Source organism: Marinicauda salina (assembly GCF_003122085.1).
Classification (GTDB): Bacteria; Pseudomonadota; Alphaproteobacteria; order Caulobacterales; family Maricaulaceae; genus Maricicauda_A; species Maricicauda_A salina.
The window spans coordinates 716728-738272 of sequence record NZ_QEXV01000001.1; the positions used below are offsets into that span (position 1 = coordinate 716728).

General features: G+C 71.2%; 20 protein-coding genes. 11 read left to right on the top strand and 9 right to left on the bottom strand.

Translation table 11 applies throughout. From position 1 onward, the window contains the following. The first annotated feature begins 153 nt into the window (after window positions 1-153). The gene (locus tag DDZ18_RS03205; protein WP_109251898.1) at window positions 154-711 is read left to right on the top strand and encodes a hypothetical protein; all 558 of its coding nucleotides are present in this window, start codon (window positions 154-156) and stop codon (window positions 709-711) included. 45 nt (window positions 712-756) lie between these two features. Further along, on the top strand, window positions 757-1923 hold the full coding sequence (locus DDZ18_RS03210) for a radical SAM protein (RefSeq protein WP_109251899.1): 1167 nt from the start codon (window positions 757-759) through the stop codon (window positions 1921-1923). A 24-nt stretch (window positions 1924-1947) separates the two neighbouring features. Here the strand turns inward: DDZ18_RS03210 and DDZ18_RS14070 are convergent, their stop codons facing one another. After that, on the bottom strand, window positions 1948-3273 hold the full coding sequence (locus tag DDZ18_RS14070) for a phosphoribosyltransferase family protein (protein WP_233245684.1): 1326 nt from the start codon (window positions 3271-3273) through the stop codon (window positions 1948-1950). A gap of 151 nt (window positions 3274-3424) precedes the next feature. On the opposite strand from DDZ18_RS14070, the gene DDZ18_RS03225 reads away from it, so the two are divergent. Together DDZ18_RS03225 and DDZ18_RS03230 are read left to right on the top strand one after the other, a co-directional pair. Continuing rightward, window positions 3425-4696 (top strand): CapA family protein, encoded by a 1272-nt coding sequence (locus DDZ18_RS03225; RefSeq protein ID WP_233245685.1) that lies wholly within the window; start codon window positions 3425-3427, stop codon window positions 4694-4696. Between the two features lie 56 nt (window positions 4697-4752). After that, window positions 4753-5721, top strand: coding sequence for a ribose-phosphate diphosphokinase (locus DDZ18_RS03230; protein WP_109251900.1), 969 nt, complete (start codon window positions 4753-4755; stop codon window positions 5719-5721). Here DDZ18_RS03230 and DDZ18_RS03235 read toward each other — a convergent pair. The 3 genes from DDZ18_RS03235 to DDZ18_RS03245 all read right to left on the bottom strand — a co-directional run bounded on the left by DDZ18_RS03235 (window position 5699) and on the right by DDZ18_RS03245 (window position 8851). Further along, window positions 5699-6775 (bottom strand): hypothetical protein, encoded by a 1077-nt coding sequence (locus DDZ18_RS03235; RefSeq protein ID WP_199241118.1) that lies wholly within the window; start codon window positions 6773-6775, stop codon window positions 5699-5701. The two genes, DDZ18_RS03230 and DDZ18_RS03235, sit on opposite strands and share 23 nt — an antisense overlap. 92 nt (window positions 6776-6867) lie before the next feature. After that, window positions 6868-7641, bottom strand: coding sequence for an enoyl-CoA hydratase/isomerase family protein (locus tag DDZ18_RS03240; protein ID WP_109251901.1), 774 nt, complete (start codon window positions 7639-7641; stop codon window positions 6868-6870). A 10-nt stretch (window positions 7642-7651) separates the two neighbouring features. Next, window positions 7652-8851 (bottom strand): acyl-CoA dehydrogenase, encoded by a 1200-nt coding sequence (locus DDZ18_RS03245; protein ID WP_109251902.1) that lies wholly within the window; start codon window positions 8849-8851, stop codon window positions 7652-7654. A 142-nt stretch (window positions 8852-8993) separates the two neighbouring features. Here DDZ18_RS03245 and DDZ18_RS03250 point away from each other — a divergent pair, with 142 nt between their 5' ends. Genes DDZ18_RS03250 through DDZ18_RS03260 form a run of 3 tightly spaced genes read left to right on the top strand, consistent with a single transcriptional unit; the run spans window position 8994 to window position 12059 of the window. Beyond that, the gene (locus DDZ18_RS03250; protein ID WP_109251903.1) at window positions 8994-10067 is read left to right on the top strand and encodes an NAD(P)/FAD-dependent oxidoreductase; all 1074 of its coding nucleotides are present in this window, start codon (window positions 8994-8996) and stop codon (window positions 10065-10067) included. Window positions 10068-10072: 5 nt separating this feature from the next. Then, the gene (locus DDZ18_RS03255; RefSeq protein WP_199241119.1) at window positions 10073-10891 is read left to right on the top strand and encodes a PhzF family phenazine biosynthesis protein; all 819 of its coding nucleotides are present in this window, start codon (window positions 10073-10075) and stop codon (window positions 10889-10891) included. A gap of 40 nt (window positions 10892-10931) precedes the next feature. Continuing rightward, the gene (locus tag DDZ18_RS03260; protein WP_109251904.1) at window positions 10932-12059 is read left to right on the top strand and encodes a trypsin-like serine peptidase; all 1128 of its coding nucleotides are present in this window, start codon (window positions 10932-10934) and stop codon (window positions 12057-12059) included. Window positions 12060-12129: 70 nt separating this feature from the next. On the opposite strand, the gene DDZ18_RS03265 is transcribed toward DDZ18_RS03260, so the two are convergent. Then, complete coding sequence (locus DDZ18_RS03265) at window positions 12130-12609, bottom strand: hypothetical protein (RefSeq protein ID WP_109251905.1); 480 nt, start codon at window positions 12607-12609, stop codon at window positions 12130-12132. 183 nt (window positions 12610-12792) lie between these two features. On the opposite strand from DDZ18_RS03265, the gene DDZ18_RS03270 reads away from it, so the two are divergent. Both DDZ18_RS03270 and DDZ18_RS03275 read left to right on the top strand, forming a co-directional pair. Further along, window positions 12793-14106 carry a trypsin-like serine peptidase gene (locus DDZ18_RS03270; RefSeq protein WP_109251906.1) on the top strand — a complete coding sequence of 438 codons (1314 nt, stop codon included), beginning with the start codon at window positions 12793-12795 and terminating at the stop codon, window positions 14104-14106. Between the two features lie 104 nt (window positions 14107-14210). After that, on the top strand, window positions 14211-14906 hold the full coding sequence (locus DDZ18_RS03275) for a lysoplasmalogenase (RefSeq protein ID WP_109251907.1): 696 nt from the start codon (window positions 14211-14213) through the stop codon (window positions 14904-14906). Window positions 14907-14916: 10 nt separating this feature from the next. On the opposite strand, the gene rpoH is transcribed toward DDZ18_RS03275, so the two are convergent. Then, window positions 14917-15804, bottom strand: coding sequence for an RNA polymerase sigma factor RpoH (gene rpoH, locus DDZ18_RS03280; protein WP_109251908.1), 888 nt, complete (start codon window positions 15802-15804; stop codon window positions 14917-14919). A gap of 234 nt (window positions 15805-16038) precedes the next feature. Here rpoH and DDZ18_RS03285 point away from each other — a divergent pair, with 234 nt between their 5' ends. Further along, window positions 16039-16557 carry a GNAT family N-acetyltransferase gene (locus tag DDZ18_RS03285; protein ID WP_109251909.1) on the top strand — a complete coding sequence of 173 codons (519 nt, stop codon included), beginning with the start codon at window positions 16039-16041 and terminating at the stop codon, window positions 16555-16557. A 4-nt stretch (window positions 16558-16561) separates the two neighbouring features. On the opposite strand, the gene DDZ18_RS03290 is transcribed toward DDZ18_RS03285, so the two are convergent. Next, the gene (locus DDZ18_RS03290; RefSeq protein ID WP_109251910.1) at window positions 16562-17698 is read right to left on the bottom strand and encodes a redoxin domain-containing protein; all 1137 of its coding nucleotides are present in this window, start codon (window positions 17696-17698) and stop codon (window positions 16562-16564) included. Between the two features lie 95 nt (window positions 17699-17793). Beyond that, window positions 17794-18801 (bottom strand): RluA family pseudouridine synthase, encoded by a 1008-nt coding sequence (locus tag DDZ18_RS03295; protein WP_109251911.1) that lies wholly within the window; start codon window positions 18799-18801, stop codon window positions 17794-17796. 113 nt (window positions 18802-18914) lie between these two features. Between DDZ18_RS03295 and DDZ18_RS03300 the strand changes: the two genes are divergently transcribed. After that, the gene (locus DDZ18_RS03300) at window positions 18915-20603 is read left to right on the top strand and encodes an alkaline phosphatase D family protein (protein WP_109251912.1); all 1689 of its coding nucleotides are present in this window, start codon (window positions 18915-18917) and stop codon (window positions 20601-20603) included. 61 nt (window positions 20604-20664) lie between these two features. Here the strand turns inward: DDZ18_RS03300 and DDZ18_RS03305 are convergent, their stop codons facing one another. Continuing rightward, window positions 20665-21483, bottom strand: a complete 819-nt coding sequence (locus tag DDZ18_RS03305; RefSeq protein WP_109251913.1) for an SDR family NAD(P)-dependent oxidoreductase — start codon at window positions 21481-21483, stop codon at window positions 20665-20667. Between the last annotated feature and the right edge of the window lie 62 nt (window positions 21484-21545).

A 21545-nucleotide genomic window follows, 5' to 3' on the forward strand; every position in this document is an offset into this window, starting at 1 on the left:
CCAGACTGACCGATCCGCGGCGGGGCTTCAACGCGATCGCGACGCCCCCCTCCGATGACGATTTCCGGCCCGGGCTTGATCATGCGCGGCGTGTGTTCGACCCTTCCCTTTCAAGCGAAGTCTGATCCAGCGACAGATCCGAAGGGGGACAGGATGACGGACGCGACGCGAAGAACCGCTCTCAAATACGCGCTCGGGGCCGCCGCGGCGGGCGCGACGATGACCTCCATGCTCGACCGGGCCTACGGCCAGGAACGGCAGGCCCGCCTCGCGCTGAGGCGCGGCGGCTATCTGGTCCTCGAGCGCGGCGAGCAGTTCTGGCACGCCCGCGTCGTCGGGCCGGAAGGCGAGGACCTGCGCGCGGCCACCGGGCTCGTGCAGACCGAGGAGGCGGGCGTCTTCGCGCTCGACGAGGGTCGCGTGCTCGACGGCACGGTCCGCGAGGGCGGCTTCTCCCAGCACTCCCAGCATTCCCAGCACACCGAGGTGACTTCGGAAGGCGCCGGGCGCATGACCCTGCAGCCGGCCTGGCGGCGCCAGCCGGTTCTCGCCTCGCAGCGCGAACTGCTGCTCGATTCCGGCGTACTCGATCGCGGCGCGATTGACAGGGCCGTCCCCTCCGATCTCCAGCAGGTCCGGCCGGAGCTGCGCGAGCGGATCAACCCCAACCAGATCGACCCGGGACGGCTGAACCGGGACCCGGGCGAGTAGGCGCGCAACGTCGCGGCATGACGTCTTTCCAGACCGCGGAGGTCGATGGTGACCTATGCGATCGACTGGGTGGTGAAGGCCTCCAAGCTCTGCAATCTGCGCTGCCGGTATTGCTATGAGTGGGAGGAGCTCGCCGATCCCGAGCGCATGAGTCTCGCGCTCTGGGGGCGCGTGCTCACCGCGATCCGCGAGCATCTCGAGGCGGCCGAGTCGTGGGACTTCCACGGCGGCGCGGCGCAGGCCGACATCATCTGGCACGGCGGCGAGCCGCTGCTGCTGCCGGACTCCTATTTCGACGCCGTGCTCTCGCTGCAGCGCGAGATCTTCCCCGACGCGTGGCTGGCGAGCGGGCGGGTCCGCAACACCATGCAGACCAATCTCTACAAGGCGCCCGAGGCGAAGCTTCGCCGGCTCAAGCGCGCCGGGTTCAATCTCGGCGTCTCCTATGACGGCGTGCCCGGCGCGCGGCTCACCGCCGGCGGCCGGGAGACCGAAGGCCGGGTGATGGAGAACATCGCGCGGGCCCGCGATCTCGGTTTCGATCCCGGCGCCATCGTGGTCGTGGCCGGCCACACCGCCCCGAAGCTGGTCGAACTCTACGAGCACCTGCGCGGCCGGGTGCGCGAGATGAAGCTGCTGCCGCTGTTCAACGGGCCGGACTCCCGCCCCGTCGAGGCGTGCGACGCCGACGACGCGGCGATCGTCGCCGCCATGGGCGATCTGTTCGATCACTGGCTCGACGAAGGGTGCTCGATGTCGGTCGATCCGCTGGAGCGCTATTTCGCCGCCGTGCTCAACACGCGCCTCGGCCTGAAGGTTCGGCCCTATGACCGGCGGCGCTTCGGCGACAACGTCATGATCGTCAATATCGACGGGACGCTGCGCACGCCCGGCGCCAACCAGGCCGAGCCGCCGATGGGCGATCTGAAGACGCAGTCCATCGGCGAGATCCTGGCGGGAGCGCCTTACGCGGCGTCGCTCGATTACGACGACGCGGCGCGCGAGAAGGTGTGCGGGGCCTGCCGGTATCGCGGCGGCTGCAACACCTATCCGATCTTCGCCAATGACGACGGCGCGATCGCGCGCGGGACCTGCCCGGTCGCCCGACCGCTGATGGAGCGGATGGACCGCCGGCTCGACGCGATCGGCTATGACGACGCCGCGCTGACCGAGTTGTTCGAAGCCGTCGCCGGGGGGCAGGCGCCGGTCTGACGGCGTCCGGCCGCGCCTTCGCGATCACCCGCCGCCCGCGCGCTTCGCCGCGGCGTCGAGGATGTCGACGACGTCGCCGTCGCTCAATTGCCGGAAGTCGGCGTACCAGCCGCCGATGGCGAAGAAGGGCTCGGGCTGCTCAAGGCAGATCACCGCGTCGGCCTCGCCCGCGAGCCGCTCGACGGTGTCCGGCGGCGCGACGGGCACGGCGAGGACGACGCGCGCCGCGCCTCTGCGCTTGAGGGCGCGGATCGCGGCGAGCGCCGTTGCGCCGGTCGCCAGTCCGTCATCGACGACGATGGCGTCGCGGCCCTTCACGTCGGGCCGCTTGCGGTCGCGGAAATAGAGTTTCCGGCGCCGCTCGATCTCGACTTCCTCCCTCTCCCGGACGCGGTCGATCTCGGCCCGGGAGATCCCCGCGGCCTCGACGATCTGCTCGTTGAGGACGGTCTCGGTCTCGCCGCCGTCGACGACGGCGCCCATCGCCAGCTCGGGCTGGAAGGGCGCGCCCAGCTTGCGCACCAGCACGAGGTCGAGCGGCGCGTCGAGCGCCTCGGCGACCCGGGCGGCCACCGGCGCGCCGCCGCGCGGCAGGGCGTAGACCACCGGATCGCGATAGGTGCATTCCGCGACTTCGGCGGCGAGCCGCCGGCCGGCGTCGTCGCGATCTCGGAAGACCACGCCGAACGGTTTCGGCCGCGAGGGTTGCGCGCGGTTGCGGAACCAGTCGGCCGCCAGGCGGGCGACCGCCTCGAGCGCGCCGGGCTCCTCGAAGAGATGCGTCGCGCCGGGAATGATCTCGAGCGCGCTGGGCCCGGCGAGCCGCCCCCGCGCCTCCCGGTTCATCGCGACCACCGGCGCGTCGTCGCCGCCCACGATCAGCAGGGTCGGCGCGCGGACCTGCGGCAGGTCGTCGCCGGCCATGTCCGCCCGCCCGCCGCGCGAGACGACCGCAGCGATGTCGCCGGGCCGGCGCGCCGCCGCGACGAGGGCGGCCGCCGCGCCCGTGCTCGCCCCGAACAGGCCGATCGGCAGGTTCTTCGTCTCGGGCCGCGCCTTGAGATCGTCGATCGCCGTGAGCAGCCGGTCGGCCAGCAGCCCGATATTGAAGACATTGGCCCGGTCGGCGGCCTCCTCCGGCGTCAGCAGGTCGAACAGCAAGGTCGCCAGCCCCGCCTCGTTGAGCGCGCGGGCGACGGCGCGATTGCGCGGGCTGCGGCGCGACGAGCCGCTGCCGTGGGCGAAGGCGACGACCGCGCGGGCGTCGTCGGGGACCGTCAGCATGCCCTCGAGCGCATAGGGGCCGATGATGACGGCTTCCTCGGCGGCGGCGCCTTGCGTTTCGGACATGGGATCGAATCTCCGGCGGTCGGTTTTGAGGGGGTGAGTCGAGTCTAGGCCGGCCCCGGCCGACTTCGCCTTGCGCTCGATCAATTCACGCCGCGCGGCGGATTGATCCGGCTCAAGGATCGCACCGTGATGTTCACGGCAGGATCGCCCGATGATGGATCCGCCGACCCATGCTCATGCGGCCCGCCTCCGGTGCGCGCTGACGCGCCGCGCCGCCGTCGCCTCGGGCGCGTGCGCGGCCGCCGGCGCGGCGCTGGGCGCGGGTCGCGGCGCGGCCGAGGAGTCGCCCGAAGCAGCTGCGGCGGCGGGCCGGGCCGCGACGGTATCGCTGGCGCTCGCCGGCGACGTCATGACCGGGCGCGGCGTCGACCAGATCCTGCCCCATCCCGGCGATCCGCGCCTCTACGAGCCCTACATGACCTCGGCGGCCGATTATGTGGCGCTCGCCGAGCGGGCCGGCGGCGAGATTCCGCGCCGCGTCGCCTGGGACTACGTGTGGGGCGACCTCCTCGGCGAGCTCGCCGCGCGGCCGGCGGACGCCTTCATCATCAATCTTGAGACGGCCGTCACCGGCGCCCTCGAGCCCGCGCCGAAGTCGATCAATTACCGCATGTCCCCGGCCAACGCGCCCGTGCTGACCGCCGCCGGAGTCGATTGCGCCGTGCTCGCCAACAATCACGTCCTCGACTGGGGCCGCGCCGGTCTCGCCGACACGCTCGACGCGATCGAGGCGATCGGCCTTCCTGGCGCGGGCGCGGGCCGGACGGCGGGCGAGGCCGCCGCGCCGGCCGTGCTGCCGCTCGGCGACGGCCGCCGCGCGCTGGTCTTCGCCTGGGGCTGCGCCGACAGCGGGATCCCGCCCGACTGGGCGGCGGAGTCGGACCGGCCGGGCGTCAACTTCCTGCGGGATTTCTCCGATGCTTCGCTGGAGGAGATCGCCGCGACGATCGACGCCTGGAAGGGCCGCGGCGACATCGCGATCGCCTCGATCCACTGGGGCTCGAACTGGGGTTACGACATTCCCGACGCCCATCGCCGCTTCGCGCGCGGGCTGATCGACCGCGCCCGGATCGATCTCGTCCACGGCCATTCCTCGCACCACCCCCGGGCGGTCGAGGTCCACGCCGGCAAGCTCGTCCTCTACGGATGCGGCGACTTCCTGAACGACTACGAGGGCATACGCGGCCGCGAAACCTTCCGCGGCGAGCTGGTGCTGCTCTACCGGCCCGAGCTCGACGCGCGCTCGGGCGCGTTGCGCCGGCTCGTCATGGCGCCGTTCCGCATCCATCGCTTCCGCCTTCAGCGGGCCTCGGGGGCGGAGGCCGATTGGCTGCGCGGGGTGATGGATCGCGAGGCGCGCCGCTTCGGCGCGCGGGTGCGCGCCGTCCCGGAGCGCGAACTCGTGCTCGACGACTTCGCCTAGGTCGGCGGCCGCGGCCGCGCTAGCGTCTGTTCCGCGCCGCAAGGAGGCCCGCCCCGATGCGCCTTTTCGCTCTCGACGCGACCCGCGAATTCGGCGAACGCATGGCCGCCGCGCTCGGCGTTGATCTCGACGCCCACGAGGAGCGCGTCTTCGAGGACGGCGAGCACAAGGCCCGCCCGCTCGTCTCTGTTCGCGATCGCGACTGCTACGTCGTGCAGAGCCTGCACGCCGGGCCGGACGACCCGGCCTCGGAAAAGCTCGTCCGCCTGCTTTTCTTCGCCGCGACGCTGCGCGATCACGGCGCGCGGCGGGTCACCGCCGTCATTCCCTACATGGCCTATGCGCGCAAGGACCGCCGCACCAAGCCGCGCGATCCCGTGACCAGCCGCTACGCCGCCCAGCTGATCGAGGCCGCCGGGATCGACGCCGTCGTCACGCTGGAGACGCACAATGTCGCCGCCTGGGACAACGCCTTCCGCATCCCCGCCGTCCATCTCGTCCCGCACGACCTGTTCGCGGAGCCGGCCCGGGCGTTCGCCGGCGACGCGCCGCTCGCCGTCGTCTCGCCCGATCCCGGCGGGGTGAAGCGCGCCCAGCTCCTCCGCGAGCATCTCGAGGCGAAGCTCGGCCGCGAGATCGGCTCGGCCTGGCTGGAGAAGCGGCGCAGCGCGGGCGTCGTGTCGGGTTCGCAGCTGGCCGGCGACGTCGCCGGCGCGGCGGCGATCCTGATCGACGACATCGTGAGCACCGGCGGGACGATGGTCCGCGCCGCCGAGACGCTGAAGGAGGCCGGCGCGACGCGCGTCGCGGCCTTCGCCGCCCACGGCCTGTTCATCGACGGCGCGCGGCCGCTGTTCGAGAGCCCGCATATCGAGCGGGTCGCCGTCACCGACACGGTCCCGCTCTTCCGGCTGGACGCCGCCGCGGCCGAGCGCGTCGAGACGATCCCCGCCGCGCCGCTCTTCGCCGACGCCGTGCGCCGGCTTCACGCGGGCGGGTCGATCAGCGAGCTGCTCGCCCGTTGAGCCGGCGGGCGGCGGCCTCGGCGATGTCGAGATAGCCGCGCGCCATCATCGGCCAGCGTTCGGGCGTGCGCGGGTTCGGCTCGAGCAGGTGGGCCAGCGCCAGCCGCGCGCGCAGGCAGGCCCGCGTGGCCGTGTAGAAGTCGAGGAGGCGCCGCGGGGGCTCATCGTCGAGACGCCGCCCCGCCGCCGCCATGAGACGCGGCCCGATCCAGTCCGCGCCCTGGCGCTCGCACTCGACATGAAGACAGGCGAGATCGTCGAACGGGTCGACCAGGCGCAGCGACCGGTTGAACTCCAGGCAGTCGATGACGACCGGCGGATCGATCAGGCAGACATGCTCGGGCCTGAGGTCGCCGTGACCCTCGACGACCCGGCCCTCGCGCACGCGCCGTTCCAGCAGGTCGCCCTCCCGTTCGAGAAACCCCTCGATCGCCGCGCCGAGTGCGTCGAGCCGCGTCCCGTCGACGGCGAAGGCGCGCTGCTCCAGCACGGCCCAGTCCTCGGCGTGCTGGTCGCGGAAGCGCTGCACATAGGCGTCAGGCGCGATGTCGGCGGGCTCGAGCCCCGCGTAGAAGTCGGTCAGCAGCGCGCCCACGCCGTCGATTTCGGCCTCGCCCGGCCCGCCGGCGGCGATGACGGCGTCGAGCATGCGCGCCTCCGGCAGGCGGCGCATGTGCACCAACCAGTCGACGGTCTCGCCTTGGCCGTTGATGGCGAGCCCGCCGCCGGGCTCGCGCGTGAGCGCGCGGACCCCGAGATAGACGTCCGGGGCGAGGCGGCGATTGAGGCGCACCTCGTCGCGGCAGTCGGCCTCGCGCGCGACGAGCGTGGAGAAATCCAGGAAGGGATATTTGACCGGCTTCTTGAGCTTGAAGACGTCGTCGCCCACGAGGAAGACCCAGGACATGTGGGTCTCCCTGACGTCGACGGGGGACGCGCCCGCGCCGTAGGCCGAAGGCGCGGAGAGGAAGGCGACCTTGTCGTCGATCGTGACGGCGTCGCCGGCGTCCTTCGGGCGCGGCTTCGCCTGAGCATGATCGCTTCCTGCAGCCATGCGTCCCGCTCCTGACCGTCGGCGCCGGGGCATCTTGGACGCATAGGGCGGTCGGGGCGAGCCCCGTGCGCGGCGACGGATCGCCGCCGGCTTCACCGGAAGCGCGGCGGGCGCTTGTCCAGGAAGGCGCGATAGCCCTCGGCGAAATCCGCGCCCCCGAAGGCCTCGAGGAAGATGCGCCGGCTCTCGGCGTCCTCCTCGCCCCGGCCGGCCTGGATGCGTGCGATCAGCGCCTTCATCGTTTCGGTGGAGTTGCGCGACGCCGCGCAGATCATGGCGGCGTATTCGGCCACGGCGGTCTCGAGCGCGTCGGCCTCGACCAGCCGGTCGACCAGGCCGAGTTCGGCGGCTTCGGCGGCGTCGACCAGCCGACCCGTGAACAGCAGGTCCTTGGCCGCGGCGACGCCGACGGCCTCGACCAGGCGGCGCGTGTCGGCCAGCGGATAGACGAGGCCCAGCTTCGCCGGGGTGATCCCGAAGCGGGCGTCGCGGGCGGCGAAGCGCAGGTCGCAGGCCAGCGCGATCGCGCAGCCTCCGCCGACGCAGGCGCCGCGGATCTTCGCGATCGCCGGGCGCGGAAACGCGGCGAGCGCCTCGAGCGCGGCGGATACGGTTTCCGAATAGGCCGCCGCGCGCGCCTCGGTCGAATAGACCGCCTCGAACTCGGAGATGTCGGCGCCGGCGGCGAAGGCCTCGCCCGCGCCCTCGACGACCAGCACGCGCACGCCGTCATCGGCCTCGGCTTCGGCGAGCCGCTCGGGCAGGGCGCGCCACATCGCCTCGTCGAGCGCGTTGCGCTTCTCCGGCCGGTCGAGGACCAGCCGGGCGATCGGCCCCTCGATCGAAAGCCGGACCGGCGCGCTCACGGCGACCGCCTCAGCTGAAGGCCTGCAGGCCGGTCTGGGATCGGCCCAGGATGAGGGCGTGGACGTCGTGGGTGCCCTCGTAGGTGTTGACCGTCTCGAGATTAATCGCGTGGCGCAGCACGTGGTATTCCTCGGCGATGCCGTTGCCGCCGTGGATGTCGCGCGCCTCGCGGGCGATGGCGAGCGCCTTGCCGCAATTATTGCGCTTCATCATCGAGATCGCCTCCGGCACGAAGGCGCCCTCGTCGAGCAGACGGCCGAGCCGGAGCGCGCCCTGATAGCCCAGCGCGATCTCGGTCTGCATGTCGGCGAGCTTCTTCTGGACGAGCTGCGTGCCCGCGATCGGCTTGCCGAAGACGACGCGCTCCATGGCGTAGTCGCGCGCCGCGCGCCAGCAGAACTCGGCCGCGCCCATCGAGCCCCAGGCGATGCCGTAGCGCGCCTTGTTGAGACACGAGAACGGACCGCGCAGCCCCTTCACGTTCGGCAGCAGGTTTTCCTCGGGAACGAAGGCGTCGTTGAGCGAGATCGAGCCGGTGATCGAGGCGCGCAGGCTCATCTTTCCCTCGATCTTGGGGCAGTCGAAGCCGTCGGTTCCGGCCTCGACGATGAAGCCGCGGATCTCGCCGTCGAGCTTGGCCCAGACCACCGCCAGGTCGCAGATGGGCGAGTTGGTGATCCAGGTCTTCTCGCCGTTGAGCACGTATCCGCCCTCGGCCTTGACCGCCTTGGCGCGCATCGCGCCCGGGTCCGAACCGCCGTCGGGCTCGGTGAGGCCGAAGCAGCCGACATGCTCGCCGCTGGCCAGCTTCGGCAGGAATTTGCGCTTCTGGTCTTCCGAACCGAACGCCTCGATCGGGTACATCACCAGCGAGGATTGCACGCTCATCGCCGAGCGATAGCCCGAATCCACAGCCTCGACCTCGCGGGCGATGAGCCCGTAGGCGACATGGTTGAGCCCGGCGCCGCCATACTCCTCGGCCACCGTCGCGCCGAGCAGGCCCAACTCGCCCATCTCGGTCATGATCGCGCGGTCGAACTGTTCTTCGCGGAAGGCGTCGATGACGCGCGGCAGCAGCTTGCCGCGGGCGTAGTCGCGCGCGGTCTTGGCGACCATGCGTTCCTCTTCCGAGAGCTCCAGGTCCAGGTGGAGCGGATCCTCCCAGGAAAACGCGAGCGCCGCGTCCTTGCCCGACTCGAGAGCCGCCATGGTGATGTCCTTTCGCGCGCGATCCAGTATTCGCCGCGAGACATATACCGATCGAACGGCGGCGTCTAACCGCCGGGCGCCGATCGGTCACGAGCCTGCGAGCCGGCTGGTCGCCGCGGCCCCGAGCGTCTAGATCGGACCCATGTCGCGACCGCGCGTTCTCCTCGTCGGCGCGGGCCACGCCCACATGGAGGCGGCCCGTCAGGCTTCCCGCTTTGAGGAGGCCGGCATAGACGTCGCGCTCGTCGATCCGGGCGTGTTCCGTTACTCGGGCTCGGCCACGGCCGTGCTCGCCGGCGCGCTGGACGAGGCCGAGGCGTCCATCGACCCGGCCGACCTGATGGCCGGCGCCGGCCGCTTTATCCGCGACTCCGTCGAGGCGATCGATCTCGACGCCGGCGTCGCGCGGCTGGCGAGCGGCGCGTCCGAGGCCTTCGATTTCGTCTCGCTCAACACCGGCAGCCGGGCGGTCTCGGGCGGGATCGACGCGGCGGCCGCCGTGCCGGTCAAGCCGATCGCCAATCTCGCAAGACTGCGCGAGCGGGTGCTCGCTGCGGGCGCGCCCCTGTCCGTCGCCGTCATTGGCGGCGGGGCGACGGGCTGCGAAGTCGCGGCCAATCTCGCCGCGCTGGTCGGCGCGTGCGAGGCGGAACACGCCGTGACCCTGATCTCCGACGGGCCGCTGCTCGCCGACTGGCCCGCCCGCGGCGGCCGGCTCGCGGAGAAAAATCTGCGGGCGCGGGGCGTGACGATCGTCCGCGGCGCCGCGCGCACGGTCAGCGACGACGCGATCGAACTGGACGACGGAGACGCGATCGCAGCCGACATCGCGGTGCTGGCGGCCGGGCTGAAGGCGCAGGTCCCAGGGGGAATCGAGACCGCCGCCGGCGGCGTCGAGGTCGACGAGACGCTGCGCGCAATGCAGGACCGGCGCGTCTTCGCCGCGGGCGATTGCGCGGCGATCCTCGGCCATCCGCGCCCCAAGCTCGGCGTGTTCGGCGTGCGCGCCGCGCCGATCCTGGTCGACAACCTGATCGCCGCGGCGACCGGCGAGGGCGCGCTTCAGCGCTACCGGCCGCAGGGACGCTGGTTGTCCATTCTCGACATGGGCGACGGAACCGGGCTGGCGCGCTATGACGGCGTCGTCTTCGACGGCGCGCCCGCGCTCTGGCTCAAGCGCCGCATCGATCGCGGCTTCCTCGACCGATACAGGTGAGCACGATGCTGGAAATTCCCTACGCCGAGCTTCATTCCTTTCCAGACGGCGACCGGCCGCACACGGGCAACCCCGCCGGGGTGGCGCTGCTCGAAGTACCGATCAGCGACGCCGACATGCTCGGCCTGGCCCAGTCGAACAACCTGTCCGAAACGGCCTTCCTCGTTCCGGGCGAGGCGGTCGATGTCTGGAATCTCCGCTGGTTCACCCCGGGCTGCGAGGTGAGCCTGTGCGGCCACGCCACGCTGGCCGCGGCGGTCTGGTTGTTCGAGACCGGACGGGTCGCGGGCGAGACGGCCGGTTTCGACACCGCGTCGGGGCGGCTCGCCGTGACGCGCGAGGCCGACGACGCCTTCGTCATGGACTTTCCCCGCGTCGATTTCCGGCCCGCCGAGCCGGATCCGGACGTTGTCGCCGCGCTGGGCGCCGGCGCGCCGGAGGCCGCCTTCGATCTCGACCGCGTCCACGGCCCCGCCTACCGGATGTTCGTCTACGCCGACGAGGCGGCGGTCGCCGGTCTGAACCCGGACATCGCCGCGCTCGCCGCCGCCGGGGTCAACGTCATCGCCACCGCGCCGGGGGCGAGCGCCGACTTCGTCTCGCGCTTCTTCGCCCCCGCCTCCGGGGTGGCCGAGGATCCCGTCACCGGTTCGGCGCACTGCACGCTCGCGCCCTACTGGGCGGAGCGGCTCGGACGCGCCGAGCTCGCCGCCCGCCAGATCGGCCGCCGCCCCGGCGCGCTCAGGGTGCGCGCCAGGAATGACGGCCGGGTCGAGCTGATCGGGACGGCGCGGCGCTATCTCGACGGCGTCATCCGTCTCTGAGACGCGTCGGCGGCTTGCAGGCGGCCGGCTGTGCGCTAGCGTGAAACGCGGCGTTGAAGAGGCGATCGGGATCGAGATGGCGAGCCGGGCCGTGCTGCTGGTCATTGTTCTCGTGGCGCTCGCGGCGGCCCGGGCGGTCGCCCAGGCGCCGCCCGAGGGGATCGAGACCGATTGGTGCGACACCGCGTTCAACGGCGTGTGCGAGGATCCCGCGCTCGGCGGTCCGGCCCGCTGCGCGGCGAGAACCGACCGCACCGACTGCCGCGGGCGCGACCGCGCGGTGCAGGTCGGCGGCGTCTTCTTCGGACGCGACGACCGCGTCCTCATGGACACCGCAGTCTATCCCTGGTCGGCGATCGGTTCGCTTCGGTTCGAGGCCGGCGCGGGGTGCAGCGGCGCGCTGATCGGCCCCAGCACGGTTCTGACGGCGGCCCACTGCGTGGTGGCCGAGGACGGGCTGGCGCCCGAGGGCGAGTTCGTCACCGCGCGCGATCATCCCGGCGGCCCGTTTAAGGCGCGCGTCCTGGACGCCCACGTGCTCGCAATGCTCGAGGAAGACGCGGATTTCGACGCCCTGATGTACGAGAACATCGACTGGGCCCTGGTGCGGCTGGACCGGCCGCTGGGCGAGGAGCTCGGCTATCTCCCGGTGGAGGTCGTGCGCGACAACCGGCCCCTCCGCCGCGACCTCGTCAGCGCGCTCGCCCTCGTCGTCATCGCCGTCGTGGCCGCGGCCGCGACGGAGGGCGGGACGCGCAAGGGGTTCGCGGCGTTCGCCGTGCTCGCGGCCGTCGCGCTGGGCGTTTTCGGCTATCGCGCCGTGTTCGGCTACGACCCGCGCGACGAGCGCGTCTGGCAGGCGGGCTATTCCTGGGACACCGGCGACAACCTGTCGGGCAATACGGATTGCCGGATACTGGATTTCAGGCCGTCCGGCCTGATCGGGCACGATTGCGACATCGTGGGCGGCGATTCCGGCTCGCCGCTTCTCGTGCGGCGCGGCGAGGACTGGGCGATCATCGGCGTGGCGTCCTCGGTCGTTCAGCGCGCGCCGCGCGATCTCCCGCCCGGCGCGGTTGCGCCTTTCGCCCGGGATCACCGGGCCTACGCCGTCTCCGCGGTGCGGACGCCGGACCCCGACGAGGCGTTCGGCGGCCCCGCGGAGTGACGCGGCTGAGCGCACGGCCATGCCTGGAAGGCGACACGGCCGCGCGCCGCCACGAGGGCGTCATCCGGCTCTAGTAGCGGAACCTGAAGGTCGTGTGACGGCCGTAGCGGCCGTGATGGCGGCCGCGGCCGTAGCGCACCTCGACGCGGACCGGACCCCAGCGCGTCTGGACGTAATAGCCGCCGGCGCGCCGGCTCCAGTAGGCCGTGTCGGGGCGCAGCCGGTCGCCGGTGCGGCCCATGCGGCGCTCGCGATGGCTGGGCACGTAGTCCCACGCCCATTCGGGACAGCGCAGCACGCGCCGGTCGCGCCGGTCGTGGCCGCGGTGATGACGGCCATAGCGATTATAGCCCCGGTGATGGCGCCCGTAGCGGCGGTCGCGGCGATCGTCGCGCAGGTCGGGACAGGCCGCGGCGTTGACGACGAAATGGCCTTCCGGGCCGTTCCAGCCGCGCGAGCCGGAATGTCGGGCCTCGGCGTCAGGGGCGAGCATCGCGGCGCCGGCGAAGGCCAGCGCGGCGGATGCGGCGAGCGTGGATAGCTTGATCATGTCTGGGCTCCTTCGCGACTTCGGGTCGCCGATATCGCCGCGCAGACTCGCAAACCGCGCCTGAACCGCGGGTGGCGGTCCGGTTCACCGGGGGTTCACCTAGCTGAACGAGGCTGGGCGAAAGGGGATGATTTGCGCGGCCGGCCGTGCGGGCTAGGCTGGGCGTCACGAGGGGAGACCGCCATGCGCGCTGCGCTTTTCAGCCTTCTTGTCCTGGCGTTTGGAGCGACTGCGCCCGGCTTCGCCCAGTCCGCCGAGCTTCTCGGCTCGCCGCCCGAAGCGGGCGAACGGCTCGGCTCTGGCGATTTCGCCCGCCTGCTGCAGCGCGTCGCCAAGCCCGCCAAGCCGGGCGTCACCGCGCCGGTCGGCGACGATTCCTGTCGCTTCGCCAATGACCGCGAATGCGACGAGCCCGGCGTCGGCACCGGCGCCTGCCGGGCGGGGACGGACCATTCCGACTGCTGGCGCATCATGACCGGCCGCGAGGACGATTCCTGCCGCTGGTCCAATGACGGCGAGTGCGACGAGCCGCGCTTCGGCACCGGGGCGTGCACGCAGGGTACGGACCTGTCCGACTGCGGCGACGTCTCCCATCTGCGCTTTCGCAACGACACCTGCGACACGGCCTTCGACGGCGTCTGCAACGAGCCCGGCCTCGGCGACGGAACGTGCGAAGAGCGCACCGACCGCGCCGACTGCGCCGGCCGGGACCGGCCCGCGACGATCAACGACCACTTCTTCGGCCGCGACGACCGGGTGCTGATGGACACCGGCGAGTTTCCGTGGAGCGTGGTCGGCTACGTGACGTTCGAGGCCGGCGGGACCTGCACGGCGACGCTCGTCGCCCCGGACGTGCTGGTGACGGCCTCGCACTGCGTCCATGACGACGGCCGGCTGGCGCCGGCGGGTCAGTTCACGACCGGCGAGGACCTGCCCGGCGGGCCGCGCACCGCCCGCGTCATCGATCATCTGATCGACCCCGACTGGGACGGCGCGCGGTTTTCCGAGACCGACCAGGCCGACGGCACGGACTGGGCGCTGTTGCGCATTGACCGGCGCCTTGGCGACGAGCTCGGCCATGTCGGCGCGCTCGATCTCGTCCGCGCCCGCGGCGAGGCCGGCGCCCGGCGGGCGCGCATATGGCAGGCGGGCTATTCCTGGGACACTGGCGACAGCCTGTCGGGCAACACCGACTGCCGGATCCTGACCGTCTATGACGACGACACCATGGCCCATGACTGCGACACCACGCGCGGGGATTCGGGCTCGCCCTTCATGGTCGAGGCCGACGGCGACTGGTTCGTCGTCGCCACCGACTCGAACTTCCGCTCCAACCCGGACGGGCCGTTCATCTACATCGCCGCGCGCAGCGAGGCCTGGATCGACTATCTTGACGATTTCGCCGCCGGCCGCATCGGCGCGGGCGGACTTCGCCCCGCCGGGCCGGGCAAGCCCGGCGCGCCGGTCACGCGCAAGCCGCCCCGGTCGGGCGACTAGAATTCGCGCCGGCTCCGGAAATCGAAAGAGTTTCGCCTTTCGGCTGCGTCGATTAGCCTGAGAACGACCGGGGATGGGAGGACGCTTAAGGCGTCGAGCGCGACATGACTGCACGCGAAACCGAGGAAACCCTGATTCCCGACTGGGCCGCGCCGGTCTATCTCGTCGTCTCGGCGGCTTGCGCCTTCGCCTTCCTCGCGCTCGATCTCACGACCACGTCGATGCCGGGGATGGCCGCCCTGAAGGCGGTGGGGATCGTGATGCTGGCGGCCTATGCGGGGTTCAGCCGGGCGCCGCTTCTGGCGCTCGCGCTCGTCCTGTCGGCGTGCGGCGACTACGCGCTCGAGATGCAGCCCGCCCGGCTCGCCGCCGGGATCGGCTTTTTCGGCGCGGCGCATCTGGCCTACATCGCCATCTTCGCCGGCTTGATCCTCGGAAGGGGCTGGCGCCGCGACGGGCTGGTGCTCGCCGGCGCGCTCGTCGTCTACGGCGCGGCGATGATCTGGTGGTTGAGGCCCTATATGGGCGGGCTGGCCGGCCCGGCGATCGCCTACAACGTGATCATTCTCGCCATGGCGATCTGCGCCGCGCTGGTGCGCGGCCCGCGCCTGATCCTGCTCGGCGCGCTGCTCTTCGTGATCTCGGATTCGATCCTCGGGGCGAGCTGGTTCCGCGAACTCAACGTCGCCTGGGGACGCTTCGACCTCGACGGCGCGGCGGTGTGGACGACCTACTATCTCGCCCAGGCCGCGCTCGCCGTCGGGATCGTGAGAGCGAAGGCCGACGACGAGGCGGACTGAGCGCCGGCGATTACGCCGGCATCAGGCCTTCTTCCTCGGCCAGGCGCTTCATCTCGGTCTGCAGCTTCTCGAAGGCGCGCACCTCGATCTGGCGGATGCGCTCGCGGCTGACGCCGTAGACCTGCGCGAGCTCCTCCAGCGTCTTGGGCTCCTCGGTGAGCCGGCGCTCCTCGATGATGTGCTTTTCGCGCTCGTTGAGCACGCCCATCGCCTCCTGAAGCAGCGTCATGCGCGTGTCGAACTCGTCGGACTGGACGAGTTCCTCCTCGGCGGTCTCGGCGGCCTCGTCGGTGAGCCAGTCCTGCCACTCGGCCTCGCTTTCGGCGCGCAGCGGCGCGTTGAGCGAGGCGTCGGGACCGGACAGCCGGCGGTTCATCGAGATCACGTCGTCGTCGGTGACGCCGAGCTTGGTGGCGATCTCCTCGACCTGCTCGGGGCGCAGATCGCCCTCATCGAGCGCCTTCATCTGGCTCTTCATCCGGCGCAGGTTGAAGAACAGCTTCTTCTGCGCCGCCGTCGTGCCCATCTTCACCAGCGACCAGGAGCGCAGGATGTATTCCTGGATCGAGGCCCGGATCCACCACATGGCGTAGGTCGCCAGGCGGAAGCCCTTGTCGGGATCGAATTTCTTGACCGCCTGCATCAGCCCGACATTGCCCTCCGAGATCACCTCGGCCACCGGCAGGCCGTAGCCGCGATAGCCCATGGCGATCTTGGCCACCAGGCGCAGGTGCGAGGTGACGAGCTTGTGGGCGGCCTCGGCGTCCTCGTGCTCGCGCCAGCGCTTGGCGAGCATGAACTCCTCGTCCTTCTCCAGCATCGGGAATTTCCGGATCTCGGCGAGATAGCGCGACAGTCCGGCTTCCGGCGAGATCGACAATGCGGGCGCGTTCGCCATTCTTCCTCTCTCCCTTGAAGACCCGCCCCCGGCGGGGCCTTCCCCGTTCGCTGCATCGCAGCGAACCGGCCATGTATGTAACGCATCGCGGCGGCGCGAGGTTCTCACTTTGTATTGAAACCGGGTGTGACCTTTTTGCGCCTGTTCATTTTTGCAGGCGCGAAGGCGGCGGGAAAGTGACGTTTCGGAAAGGTCGTCTTGCCAGCCGCCGCCGGCCCGCCTAACCGTGCGGCCATGATCGCCGCCATTCGATCCTGCGCGCCCGGCGACGAGGCCGCGCTCGCCCTCGTCGGCGCGGCGACCTTTCTCGAGAGCTATTCCGGCGTCATCGACGGCGACGCCATCGTGCGCCATTGCGCCGAGCGCCAGACGCCCGACTACTACGCCGCCGCGCTGGCCGACGCGCGCCAGGCCCTGTGGATCGCCGAGATGGACCCTGGCGCCGCGCCGGTGGGCTATCTCCATCTTTCCCCGCCGGACCTGCCCGTGCCGACGGGGCCGGACGACGTCGAGATCAAGCGCATCTACGTGCTCTCGAAGCTGCAGCGCTCCGGCCTCGGCCGGCGCCTGCTCGACGCCGCGGTCGACCACGCCCGCGCGGCGGGCAAGCGCACGCTCTTCCTGGGCGTCTACAAGGGAAACGAGCGCGCGCTGGCCTTCTACGGCGCGACCGGGTTCGAGGCCGTGGGCGAGCGCGAGTTCGAGGTCGGCGGACGCATCTATTCCGACTGGGTGATGGCCAAGGCGGTTTAGCCGCTCACCCTGTCGCGCGGCCGGCCTGCTGCAGGCTTTGATCGTTGAAGAAGTGGCTGATCAGGTTGTAGCGCACGCCGCGCGTGGTCTCGGCGATCTCGTGCAGCAGGGCCGAGGAGAAGACCAGAGCCGTGCCCGGCGCGCCGCGATAGCCCTGCTCGGCGTACTCGCGGAACACCAGCTCGCCGCCCTCGTAATCGTCGTTGAGGCTGATCGACAGCGCGAAGCGCCGATACGCCGTCGCCGGGGCGACATTGTCGCGATGGCCGACCTCGACGCCTTCGCGGGCGCCGGCGTAACGCGCGATGTGCAGATCCTCGCGGCGCGTCACCTGGAAGGCGAAGGCCTTGGCGATCATCGGGATCACGCGCGCATTGAGCTTCTCGTCGATGCGCCGGGCGAGCGCGGCGTCCTTGATCACGTGATCGACGCGGTCCTGGCGGTTGTAGTCATAGACCGGCAGCTTGTAGTCGGACGCGTCGCCGGCGGGAGGCTTGTCGATGCGGAACTCGCCCTGGCTCTCGAAATGCGCGATCAGATCGCGGCAATCCTCCGGATCCAGCGCGTGCGGCACGATCAGCACCGGCGCGTGACCGGGAATCCAGCCTTCCGCCCGGCGGCCTTCCTCGTGAAGATCGCGGGCCGCGTTCTCGGCGGCCTCGATCGCGGGATCATCTTCCATGATCAGCCTCACTTGTCGCTGCGCGGTCACGACGACCAGCCGCAATGCGATCCGCTCGGGAATGTCGCGCCCCTTGCACAGCCCATACTGGGCGAACACCGCCCCCGTCGCGTCGCCGCAGATCGGGGCCTGGAGCCCGCTCGCGCGTTTCGCCTCGCGCGCGGCCGGCGCGCTGGTGTCGGAGCTGACGACCACCAGATTGGCGCCCAGCGCCTCGAGCGAAGCCTCTCGAGCCGCCAGCGCGGTCAGGCGCTCGCGGGTCGCGTCATCGGCCAGCGACCCGCAGAAGGCGATGAGCAGCGTCCGGCCGGCGAAGGCGTCCTCGAACAGGTTCAGCGTCCGGCCGCGCTCGTCATAGAGCGTGGCGTCGGCGGCGATGTCGCCGGGCGCCGGCGTATGGGTGTACGCGGCCAGAAGGGGCGCGGCGAGCGCGTGCGCGGGTTCCGGGGCGGTCAGCATCAGCTTACGCTACACGCCCCGCGCGCCTCGAGAAAGTGGACCGCTGGAAGCGGCGGTTACGTTCGATCACGTCCCGGACAGTTCTCGGCCGCCCCCTAGAGCCGCTCCAAAAACCCTTGCAGCCTCTGCATGTCCTTGGGCGTCTCCGTCTCGAAGCGCAGGCGCTCGCCGGTCGCGGGATGATCGAAGCCGAGCACGGCCGCATGCAGCGCCTGTCGGCGGAAATCCCTGAACACCTTGCCGTTCTCGGCCGTCGCCAGCGGCGTCGACCGGCCGCGGCCGTAGAGCGGATCGCCCAGGATCGGGCAGCCGAGATGGGCCATGTGAACGCGGATCTGGTGGGTGCGCCCGGTCTCGAGCCGGCATTCGACGAGCGCGGCCATGGGCGCGCCGATCGCGGCCCTCGGCTCCTGGCCGTAGGTCGCCAGCGTCCTGTAATTGGTGACCGCGATCTTGCCGGCCGTGCTGTCGGGATCGCGCACGACGGCGAACTTCTTGCGGTCGTGGGACGAGCGCGCCAGCCGCGTCTCGAGGCGGCCCGCCCGCGGGATCGGCGCGCCGCGCACGAAGGCCAGATAGGCCCGCTCCACGGTGTGGTCGGCGAACTGCTTCTGCAGCGACTGGTGGGCGGCGTCGGTCTTGGCGACGACCATCACGCCCGAGGTGTCCTTGTCGAGGCGGTGGACGATGCCCGGCCGCTCGACGCCGCCGATGCCCGACAGGGAGCCCGCGCAGTGATGCAGCAGGGCGTGGACGAGCGTGCCCGTCCAGGCGCCCGCCGCGGGGTGGACGGTCATGCCTGCGGCCTTGTTGACGACGATGAGCTGGTCGTCCTCGTAGAGCACGTCGAGCGGGATCGCCTCGGGTTTCGGCGTCGCCGTCTCGGGGACGGGCACGTCGAGACGGTAGACGCCGCCGGCGCGCACCTTCGCCGATGGGTCGGTCAGCGGCGCGTCGTCGAGGAAGAGCCGGCCGGCCTCGACCAGCGCCTTGCAGCGCGAGCGCGACAAGTCGGACCAGATCGCCGCCATCCAGCGATCGAGGCGTTCGCCCGCCGCCTCGTCGGGCGCGGTCTCGGTTCGGGTCTCGGCGATCTCGGTCATCGCCTTCCCCTAGCCTCAAGCCGCCTGTCAGGGAAGCGTCGCAATCGCGCGCTTGCCATCGCCGCGGCCGGAAGGAAGAGTTCGCGGGACGCACAGGGAGCGAGGAGGGGAGCATGGATTTCGATGGGCTGACGCGGCGCGACGCGCTGATCGGCGGCGCCGGGCTGGGCCTGGCCGCCTGCGGCGAGGAGCGCTTCGATCCGCCGCCCGCTCGCGAAGGGCCGTTCAAGCACGGCGTCGCCGCGGGCGATCCCGACCAGACCAGCCTCGTGCTGTGGACGGCGGTCACCGATCCGGCGGAGCCGGTCGGCTACGAGATCGCGACGGACGAGGCCTTCTCGCAGATCGTGTACGCGGGCGAGCTGGGAGCGGCCGGACCGGCGACGAACGGCGCGACGCCGATGAAGGCGGTTGTCGCAGGGCTCGAGCCGGGGCGGACGTATTTCTACCGCTTCCGCCACGCCGGCGACGTCTCCCCGGCCGGCCGGGCGCGGACCCTGCCCGAGGGGCGGGTGGACGAATTCCGCATCGCGGCCTTCTCCTGCGCCAACTACCCGGCGGGCTTCTTCAACGCCTATCGCGACGCCGCCGGGCGCGGCGACATCGATCTCGTCCTGCATCTCGGCGACTACCTCTACGAATACCCGATGGGCGGTTATGCGACAGAAGACGCCGAGCGGCTGTCTCGCGTCCCCGACCCGAAGCACGAGATCGTCAGCTATGAGGACTACGCGCGGCGTCATGCCCAGTACTGCCTCGATCCCGACCTGCAGGCGCTGAAGGCGGCCGCCGCCTTCGCGCCGGTCTGGGACGATCACGAGACGGCCAACAACGCCTACCGGACCGGCGCGGAGAACCACCAGCCCGACGAGGGCGACTGGGTCGAACGCCGCGACGCCGCGCTGGCGGCCTGGCGGGCCTGGCTGCCGGTGCGCGAGTCCGATCCGATGCACGCGCGGTCGCCGCATCTGCGCATCGGCGAGCTGGGGACCGTGCTGCTGCTTGAGACGCGCTTGACCGCCCGGTCGGACGAGATCGACTGGACGAGCTTTCCCGTCCCCGCCGACGCCGACCCGGACGATCCCGAGGTCCGCGCCGCCGTCCGGCGCTGGCGCGAGGACGTGATCGGCGATCCCGACCGCACGCTGCTGGGCGAGGACCAGTTCGCCCGCGTCGCCGCGACGCTCGCCGACTCCGCGGCCCGGGGCGAGCCGTGGCGCATCTTCGCCAACCAGGTGATCATGGGCCGCACCGACGCGCCGAACTACGCCGAGGTGACGCCGTTCTGGCTGCGCTGGGCGATGCGCATGCGCGGCGGCCAGGTGTGGGATTACGTCCTGCGCTCGCGCTTCGACGTGCCGATCACCATGGACGACTGGAACGGCTTCCCCGCCGAGCGCGAGCGGCTCTACGCGGCCGCCCGCGCCGCCGGCGCCGACTTCATCACGCTCACCGGCGACTCGCACTGCCACTGGTGCCTCGATCTTCACGACGAGGCGGGAACGCGCGTGGGGACCGAATTCGGCGTGACCAGCGTCACCAGCCCGTCCGACTACGAGATGGTCGCGGCGCCGGGGGTCGATTTCGGCGCCTACATCGTCGAACGCAATCCGGAAGTCCTGCACCAGAACCCCTACGAGCGCGGCTATCTGGTCCTCACGCTGCGCCGCGAGGAGGCGATCGCCGAGCTGATTTCCGTGAGCACGATCAAGGCCCGCGACTTCTCCAGCCATGTCGACACGCGCTGGCGGGTGCTCCCGGCCGGGAGCGGCGACGTCCCGCAGGTCGAGCGGCTGGACTAGAGCGTGATCAGGCGAAGTGGGAACCGGTTCGCCGGTTCGATCACGCGATCGCTTGAAATGATCAGTCCTCGTAGTCCTCGGGCTTCATCACGTAGTTGAGCGCGAGGCGTCCGCCGTCGGCGTAGACGCACTCGCCGGTGACGTAGCTCGCGTCTTTCGAGGCGAGGAACCAGGCCACGCCGGCGATCTCGTCGGGATCGCCGAGCCGGCCCAGCGGCGTGCGCGACAGGATGGTCCGCATCGCCGCCTTGTCTTCGGCGACCGCCTTGAGGATGTCGGTGTTGATCGAGCCCGGTCCGATCGCGTTCACGCGCACGCCCCAGGGCGCGAGCGTGAGCGCCATCGACTTGGTCATCTGGTTGAGCGCGCCCTTCGAGGTCGAGTAGGCGAGCTGGTCGGCGATCGAGACGACCGCGTTGACCGAGGACATGTTGATGATGGCGTAGCGTCGGCGGGCGTCCTCGGCGCGCGTGTTCTCGGCCTCGATCTGTTCGACCATCTGGCGCGCCGCCGCGCGGGCGACGAGGAAGGCGCCGCGCAGATTGACGCCCATCACCTTGTCGAAATCGGCGAGCTCCAGCGACAGCACGTCGCCGGACGAGACGATCGCGGCGTTGTTGACCAGCACGTCGACGCGGTCGAAGGCCGAGCGCGTCTCGGCCATCAGGTTGGCCACGGCGAGCTTGTCGGAGACGTCGCAATCGACGAAGAGCGCGCGGTCCTTGCCCCCGTCCAGTTCGCGGGCGAGCGCCTCTCCGGCGGTCTCGTCGATGTCGGCGATGACGACCCGGAGGCCTTCCTCGACGAGGCGGCGCGCGCACGCCCCGCCGATCCCCTTGGCGCCTCCGGTGACGATGGCGACGCGATCCGATGCCGGCATGGTCTCTTCCCCCGATCCCGATCGGCGAGGCGCGATCAAACCCCCGCCTGCGGCGCGTGTAA

Excerpts from the sequence above, each read along its gene's own strand:
- DDZ18_RS03205 (WP_109251898.1), top strand. The coding sequence starts at position 154 with ATGACGGACGCGACGCGAAGAACCGCTCTCAAATACGCGCTCGGGGCC.
- DDZ18_RS03210 (WP_109251899.1), top strand. The coding sequence starts at position 757 with ATGGTGACCTATGCGATCGACTGGGTGGTGAAGGCCTCCAAGCTCTGC.
- DDZ18_RS14070 (WP_233245684.1), bottom strand. The coding sequence starts at position 3,273 with ATGTCCGAAACGCAAGGCGCCGCCGCCGAGGAAGCCGTCATCATCGGC.
- DDZ18_RS03225 (WP_233245685.1), top strand. The coding sequence starts at position 3,425 with ATGATGGATCCGCCGACCCATGCTCATGCGGCCCGCCTCCGGTGCGCG.
- DDZ18_RS03230 (WP_109251900.1), top strand. The coding sequence starts at position 4,753 with ATGCGCCTTTTCGCTCTCGACGCGACCCGCGAATTCGGCGAACGCATG.
- DDZ18_RS03235 (WP_199241118.1), bottom strand. The coding sequence starts at position 6,775 with ATGGCTGCAGGAAGCGATCATGCTCAGGCGAAGCCGCGCCCGAAGGAC.
- DDZ18_RS03245 (WP_109251902.1), bottom strand. The coding sequence starts at position 8,851 with ATGGCGGCTCTCGAGTCGGGCAAGGACGCGGCGCTCGCGTTTTCCTGG.
- DDZ18_RS03250 (WP_109251903.1), top strand. The coding sequence starts at position 8,994 with ATGTCGCGACCGCGCGTTCTCCTCGTCGGCGCGGGCCACGCCCACATG.
- DDZ18_RS03255 (WP_199241119.1), top strand. The coding sequence starts at position 10,073 with ATGCTGGAAATTCCCTACGCCGAGCTTCATTCCTTTCCAGACGGCGAC.
- DDZ18_RS03265 (WP_109251905.1), bottom strand. The coding sequence starts at position 12,609 with ATGATCAAGCTATCCACGCTCGCCGCATCCGCCGCGCTGGCCTTCGCC.
- DDZ18_RS03270 (WP_109251906.1), top strand. The coding sequence starts at position 12,793 with ATGCGCGCTGCGCTTTTCAGCCTTCTTGTCCTGGCGTTTGGAGCGACT.
- DDZ18_RS03275 (WP_109251907.1), top strand. The coding sequence starts at position 14,211 with ATGACTGCACGCGAAACCGAGGAAACCCTGATTCCCGACTGGGCCGCG.
- rpoH (WP_109251908.1), bottom strand. The coding sequence starts at position 15,804 with ATGGCGAACGCGCCCGCATTGTCGATCTCGCCGGAAGCCGGACTGTCG.
- DDZ18_RS03285 (WP_109251909.1), top strand. The coding sequence starts at position 16,039 with ATGATCGCCGCCATTCGATCCTGCGCGCCCGGCGACGAGGCCGCGCTC.
- DDZ18_RS03290 (WP_109251910.1), bottom strand. The coding sequence starts at position 17,698 with ATGCTGACCGCCCCGGAACCCGCGCACGCGCTCGCCGCGCCCCTTCTG.
- DDZ18_RS03295 (WP_109251911.1), bottom strand. The coding sequence starts at position 18,801 with ATGACCGAGATCGCCGAGACCCGAACCGAGACCGCGCCCGACGAGGCG.
- DDZ18_RS03300 (WP_109251912.1), top strand. The coding sequence starts at position 18,915 with ATGGATTTCGATGGGCTGACGCGGCGCGACGCGCTGATCGGCGGCGCC.
- DDZ18_RS03305 (WP_109251913.1), bottom strand. The coding sequence starts at position 21,483 with ATGCCGGCATCGGATCGCGTCGCCATCGTCACCGGAGGCGCCAAGGGG.